General features: G+C 72.5%; 6 protein-coding genes. 4 read left to right on the top strand and 2 right to left on the bottom strand.

What is annotated here, in order from left to right; genetic code table 11:
• On the bottom strand, window positions 1-635 hold a 635-nt coding region (gene kdd / locus DZF91_RS30110; RefSeq protein WP_456236664.1), incomplete at its 3' end, for an L-erythro-3,5-diaminohexanoate dehydrogenase.
• A gap of 222 nt (window positions 636-857) precedes the next feature.
• Between kdd and DZF91_RS30105 the strand changes: the two genes are divergently transcribed.
• Window positions 858-2309: a KamA family radical SAM protein gene (locus DZF91_RS30105; protein WP_117360477.1), complete on the top strand. Its 1452-nt coding sequence runs from the start codon at window positions 858-860 to the stop codon at window positions 2307-2309.
• Window positions 2310-2472: 163 nt separating this feature from the next.
• On the opposite strand, the gene DZF91_RS30100 is transcribed toward DZF91_RS30105, so the two are convergent.
• Entirely contained in the window at window positions 2473-3216 is a 744-nt protein-coding gene (locus DZF91_RS30100; RefSeq protein ID WP_235834656.1) for a TetR/AcrR family transcriptional regulator, read from the bottom strand.
• A gap of 134 nt (window positions 3217-3350) precedes the next feature.
• Here DZF91_RS30100 and DZF91_RS30095 point away from each other — a divergent pair, with 134 nt between their 5' ends.
• The 3 genes from DZF91_RS30095 to DZF91_RS30085 all read left to right on the top strand — a co-directional run.
• The gene (locus DZF91_RS30095) at window positions 3351-4100 is read left to right on the top strand and encodes an SDR family oxidoreductase (protein WP_117360478.1); all 750 of its coding nucleotides are present in this window, start codon (window positions 3351-3353) and stop codon (window positions 4098-4100) included.
• Window positions 4101-4258: 158 nt separating this feature from the next.
• The gene (locus tag DZF91_RS30090; RefSeq protein ID WP_117360476.1) at window positions 4259-5506 is read left to right on the top strand and encodes an acyl-CoA dehydrogenase family protein; all 1248 of its coding nucleotides are present in this window, start codon (window positions 4259-4261) and stop codon (window positions 5504-5506) included.
• Between the two features lie 176 nt (window positions 5507-5682).
• Window positions 5683-6566, top strand: an 884-nt coding sequence (locus tag DZF91_RS30085) for an ROK family transcriptional regulator (protein ID WP_235834655.1), incomplete at its 3' end; no start/stop codon positions are given.

Below are 6566 nucleotides of genomic sequence, written 5' to 3'. Positions count from 1 at the left end.
GCCGCCGCCAGCGCCAGCGACCCGCTCTTGCCCGCCGCGCCCAGCACCGCCACCGTCGGCGGCGCCGGACGCGCCGCCACCACCCGGTGCGTCAGCGCGGGCGCCCCGCACACGTCCATGACCGCCAGCGCCAGCGGGACGGGCAGGTCGTCCGGCAGCACCGCCGCGATCGACCGCGCGAACAGGATCGCGTGGCCCTCCGCCGGGACCTGCTCGCTCAGCCCGTCCCAGCGGGCCAGCCCGTCGGTGATGGCCAGCGGCGTCAGCGTCAGCGACACCAGTGTGGCGACCCGGTCACCCGGCTTCAGCCCGAGGGGCGACTCCGGCCCCACCTCGGCGACCGTGCCGACCAGCATCCCGCCCGATCCCGTCACCGGGTTGTGCATCTTGCCGCGCTCACCGACGATCCGCAGCACCTCGGCCCGGACCGCCGCGCCGTCACCGCCGTGCGCGGTGCGCAGCTGCCGGTAGGACGCCGCGTCCAGGTTCAGCCGCTCGACCGCGATCCGCACCTCGTCCGGGCCGATCGCCGGATCGGCGTCCAGCCGGTGCGCCGCCTGCGGCAGCACCCCCGCCGGCTCCAGCACCCGGTGCAGTCCCACGGCCCGCCCGACGGCGCCTCCGGCCGTGTCCACGGCCGCGCTCCCGGCCGTGCCCGCGGCCACCCCCGCACCCGCTGCGACCTCGGAAGTTCCACCGGTCCCGGTCTCCCGCACGCGCCACCTCCCGACCAGCCCCGGACGAGTCCCGAAAGATATCCGGGGTATCACTACTTCACGCGGAAGTCTTCCCGTACCGCCGTACATATACAAGACTTTCACGCGATCACATCGCATCGCGAGGAGAGAAGGTCAACGATGACCACCGCCCTGCGTCCCGACACCGCCGGCCCCGCACCGGCCGAACACGCCGGACAGCCCTACGCCTACCGGCGCAGGCCCCTGACGGAACCGGACTGGCGGCGTCTCCCCGGTTGGCGCGACGTCACCACCGCCGAGTGGGAGTCGGCCCAGTGGCAGCGCGCCCACTGCGTCAAGAACATCCGCCAGCTCCGCGCCGTCATGGGCGACCTGCTCGACGAGGCGTTCTACGCCGACCTCGAACGCGACCAGCGCGAGCGCGCCACCATGTCGATGCTCGTCCCGCCGCAGATGATCAACACCATGGACACCTCGTCCACCGAGGCGTTCTACGCCGACCCGGTGCGCCGCTACATGATCCCGGTCCACTCCGACCGCCGCACCGACTGGCCGTCCCACCCCTACGCCACCCGCGACTCCCTCCACGAGGCCGAGATGTGGGCCGTCGAGGGACTCACCCACCGCTACCCCACCAAGGTCCTCGCCGAACTGCTGTCCACCTGCCCGCAGTACTGCGGCCACTGCACCCGCATGGACCTGGTCGGCAACTCCACCCCCGCCGTCGACAAGCACCGCTTCACCATCAAGCCCCCCGACCGGCACGCCGCCATGCTCGACTACCTGCGCCGCACCCCCGGCGTCCGGGACGTCGTGGTCTCCGGCGGCGACGTCGCCAACCTCCCCTGGCCGCGCCTGGAGTCCTTCGTCGACGCCCTGCTCGACATCGACAACATCCGCGACATCCGGCTGGCCACCAAGGCCCTCATGGGCCTCCCCCAGCACTGGCTGCAGGACGAGGTCCGCGCCGGCATGGAGCGCCTGGCCGCCAAGGCCAACGAGCGCGGCGTGCAGATCGCGCTCCACACCCACGTCAACGCCGCCTCCTCGGTCACCCCGCTGGTGGCCCGCGCCGCCCGCGCGATGCTCGACACCGGCATCCGCGACGTCCGCAACCAGGGCGTCCTGCTGCGCGGCGTCAACGACTCCCCCGAGGCTCTGCTCGACCTGTCGTTCGCGCTGCTCGACGAGGCCGGCATCATGCCGTACTACCTCTACATGTGCGACATGATCCCCGGCTCCGAGCACTGGCGCCTGGCCGTCTGGGAGGCGCAGCGGCTGCAGCACGCGATCATGGGCTACCTGCCCGGCTTCGCCACCCCGCGCATCGTCTGCGACGTCCCCTACGTCGGCAAGCGCTGGGTCCACCAGCTCGCCGAGTACGACCGCGACCGCGGCATCTCCTACTGGACGAAGAACTACCGAACCGGCATCGAGCTCGCCGACCCCGAGGCGCTCAACCGCCGCTACGAGTACTACGACCCGATCCACACCCTGCCCGAGTCCGGGCAGGCGTGGTGGCGCGACATCGCCGCGAAGGAGGCGAAGGACATGGAGGCCGCCCACGTCGCCGGTGACACCACCGGCGGAACCGCGGCCGAGCACGCCTGACCGTCGAGCACGCCTGACCGTCGAGCACGCCTGACCGCCGCTGCCCGCCCGTCCGCCCTCCGGGCTGGACGGGCGGCCGCACGCGCCCGGCGTCACCCACGCGTTCCTGAGCGCCGAGCCGCCTACGGCCGGGCGGCAGCATGACCGGCGCGCCACCGCCTCCTCACCGAGGAGGGAGCGAGGGCATGAGCGCGGCGATGGCGTCGAGGACGCGGTCGAGTCCGTGCCGGAACCGTTCCTCGGGGTCCAGGCGGGCCGTGCGGGAGTCGAGGATCGAGCGGCTGAACAGGGGAAAGGCACCGGATTCGACGACCTGGCGCACGTACGGTCCCATGTAGTCCCGCTTCCAGCGCTCGGGGTCCAGACCGGTGCGGCGGGCCTCCTCCAGCCAGCCGACCTCGCGGCGGATCGCGCTGTGGACGTAGTCGTTCAGCATGCCGACGAATCCGGTGACGTCGTCGATGTCGAGCCCCGTCCCGCTGAACGCCCCGAGCGCGAACTCGTGCACACGCAGCAGGTGGGGACCCAGGGTGGGACGGCTGGTGAGCAGCCCGACCAGCCAGGGATGGCGTAGGCCGGCGGCGCGGATCCCCCAGGCCGGCAGCGTCAGGTCGCCGCGCCAGTCGCCCGACGGGCCGTCGGGGAGCTCGACCTCGCTCATCACCAGGTCGATCATCAGGTCGAACAGGTCGTCGCGCCGGGGCACGTAGCGGTAGAGCGACATGGCCCCGGTGCCCAGCTCGCCCGCGACCCGCCGCATGGTCGCGGCGTCCACCCCCTCGGCGTCGGCGATCCGGACGGCCGCCCGGGTGATCTGCTCGCGGCTGTAGCCGGGGCGGCGCCCCGGGCCGGAGCGCTCCCGCACCACCGGCCGCATCCAGATGCTGATCGCTCCCTCGTCGGTCACGCGCACCCCTCCCGCATATTTGCGTACATGGTACCTGAATAGCTACGGTGCCGTTTCAGGTACGCCGTACGCGAATGGGCGCCGCGGACATCGACGCCGCATCCGTCCACCGCACCGCACAGAGGGGCATGACCATGACGACACTGACCGGCAGGACCGCACTGGTGACCGGCGCGAGCCGGGGCATCGGCCAAGCGATCGCCATTCGGCTGGCCCACGAGGGCGCCCGGGTCGCCGTGCACTACGGCGGCAACCACGCCGCCGCCGAGGAGACCGTCGCAGCCATCGAAGCGTCCGGCGGGCGAGCCTTCGCCGTCCAGGCCGAGCTGGGCGCCCCCGGTGACGCCGAGACACTGTGGTCCGCTTTCGACGCGCACGCCGACGGGCTGGACATCCTGGTCAACAACGCGGGCGTCCTCGGCGGCCAGAGCGAGATCGACGGCGTCACCCGGGAGGGTTTCGAGCACCTGTTCGCGGTCAACACGACCGCCCCGTTCTTCATCACCCAGCAGGCCCTGCCCCGCCTGCGCGACGGAGGACGGATCATCACCGTGGGCACCATGCTGACCCGGGGGGCGGCCATGCCCAGGGCGATCGACTACGCCATGTCCAAGGCCGCACTCGACGTCATGACCCTCGCCCTGGCCAAGCAGCTCGGCCCGCGCGGCATCACCGTCAACCTCGTGGCCCCCGGCGTCATCGACACCGACATGCACCAAGGACGCCTGGTCGGCGACGTCCGGGCCTGGCTGTCGTCACAGACGCCCCTCGGCCGGCTCGGCACACCCCAGGACGTGGCCGACACCGTCGCCTTCCTGGCCTCCGACGACAGCCGCTATGTCACGGGTCATCGGCTCGACGTCTCGGGCGGGACCACCATGTAGGGACGATGTCGCGTCCAGGCCGGCACCTTTACAATGTAGATCATTAACACGCCCTTCGTGGGCGCGGCGCCGAGCGGGACGCCCCTCTGTAAGCGGTCACTTTCGTCGTCTGCCAGGATGGTCCGGACGAAACGGGTCCGAGGAAGGCGGGACGAGGCATGATCGAATGGTCCGACGAGGACGTGATGATCCGCGACGCGGTGCGCACCTGGGTCGACGAGAAGGTCCGGCCCCGGATGGACGCCCTGGACGCCGGGGACCTACCCCCCTACGACCTGATCCGGGACCTGTTCCGGACCTTCGGCATGGACGAGATGGCCCGCTCCTCCTTCGAGGCCCGGCTGGCGAAGGAGGAGCGCGCCGCGTCCGCCGACGGCGACGGCCGCGACGGGGCAGGGGACGGTGACGGCGCGGCGTCCGGCGGGGGCGGGAACGCCTCGCTGAACATCCTGCCGATCGTGGAGCTGTGCAAGGTGTCGCCGGGCCTGGTCACGGCGATGGGCGTCAGCCTCGGCCTCGCCGCCGGGACGATCATGAAGCGCGGCAGCGCGGAGCAGAAGCGGCGCTGGGGGCTGGACCTGCTGACCATGGACAAGGTCGGCGCGTGGGCGATCACCGAGCCGAACTCCGGGTCCGACGCGTTCGGCGGGATGCAGGCCACCGCCCGCCGCGACGGCGACGGCTACGTGCTCAACGGCTCCAAGACCTTCATCACCAACGGCCCGTACGCCGACACGATCGTCTTCTACTGCAAGCTCGACGACGGCCGCGACCCGCGCGACCGCGAGATCCTCACCTTCGTCCTCGACCGGGGCATGCCGGGCCTGGAGCAGAGCAAGCCGCTGCGCAAGATGGGCCTGCACTCCTCCCCCACCGGCGAGCTGTTCCTCAGCGACGTCCGCGCCGGCGAGGACCGGCTGCTCACCGGCGGCGGGACGAGCGCGCAGAGCGGCAGGGAGTCCGCCAAGGCCAACTTCGTCACCGAGCGGGCCGGAGTCGCCGCCATGGCGCTCGGCGTCATCGAAGAATGCCTGCGCCTGTCGGTCGACTACGCCCGGAAGCGCGAACTGTGGGGCAAGCCGATCGGCGACTTCCAGCTGATCCAGCTGAAGCTGGCGAAGATGGAGGTGGCGCGGCTGAACGTCCAGAACCTGGTGTTCCGCCACGTGGAGATGCAGCGCAAGGGCCGCACCCCGACCCTCGCCGAGGCGTCGGCGATGAAGCTGTACGCCGCGCAGGCCGCCGCCGAGGTCACCCAGGAGGCCGTGCAGCTGTTCGGAGGCAACGGCTACATGAGCGAGTACCGCGTCGAGCAGCTCGCCCGCGACGCCAAGTCCTTCCAGATCTACGCCGGGACCGACGAGATCCAGGTGACCCACATCGCCCGGGACCTGCTGTCCCGCTGACCGCGTCCCGCGGATCCATCACGAGGCCGTCCCCGGCGCCCGGGGGCGGCCTCGTCGGCGTCGCCGGGCGGGCTCCGGCAACGAATCGGTGACGAGGGGTTGACGGGTTCGGAAGGAGTCCTTACTTTCAGGGCCACGTTAGGAAAGTTTCCTAACTCTGGGAGGCCCGCCGGAACATGTCCATGCCGTCCGACGCGTCCGCGCCCACCCCGGGCACGCCGAGCCTGCTGCGGGCCATCAACGACCGCGCCGCGCTGGAGGCGCTGCTCGCGCACGGGTCGCTGACCCGCCCCGAGCTGTCCCGGCTGACCGGCATCTCCAAGCCCACCGCGTCCCAGCTGCTCGCGCGACTGGAGGAGACCGGGCTGGTCATGCGGGACGGGGTGCGCGAGGGCACCCCCGGACGCACCGCCGAGCTGTACCGGATCGTCCCGTCCGCCGCGCACGTCGCCGGGCTGGACGTCACGCCGCGCCGCATCGTCGCCGCCGTCGCCGACCTCACGGGGACGGTCGTCGGCGAGCACGTCCTGGCCACGCCGGGCCGCGCGAACGTGGACGCCGCCGCCCGGGCCGCCGCAGCCGTGGACGGCGCCGTGGCCGCCGCGGGCCTCACCCGCGACCGGCTCAACCGGATCGTCGTCGGGATCCCCGGCGCGGTGAACCCCGCGACCGGACGCCTCGGGTACGCCGCGCACCTGCCCGGCTGGCACCTGCCGGGCATCACCGGGCACCTGGCCGCCGGGCTCGGCCTCCCGGTCGAGATCGAGAACGACGTGAACCTCGGCGCGCTCGCCGAGATGGGGGCGGGACAGGCCGCCGGGGTCCGCGACTTCGCGCTGCTGTGGGTCGGCGACGGCGTCGGCATGGCGGTCGTCCTGGACGGCCGCCCGCACCGGGGCGCGACCGGCGGCGCGGGCGAGATCGGCTACATGCCCGCCGTCGGCGCCCCGCTCGTCCGCGGCGCCCGGCTGGCGCACACCGGAGGCGTCCAGACCCGGATCGGCAGCGCGGCCGTGCTGGCGCTGCTGCGCGGCCACGGCTTCCCGGGCCGCGACGTCGG

Source organism: Actinomadura logoneensis (genome assembly GCF_003428695.1).
Taxonomy (GTDB): Bacteria; Actinomycetota; Actinomycetes; order Streptosporangiales; family Streptosporangiaceae; genus Spirillospora; species Spirillospora logoneensis.
The sequence above is the reverse complement of the archived record's forward strand: the minus strand, read 5'-3'. Positions and strand labels throughout refer to the sequence as shown.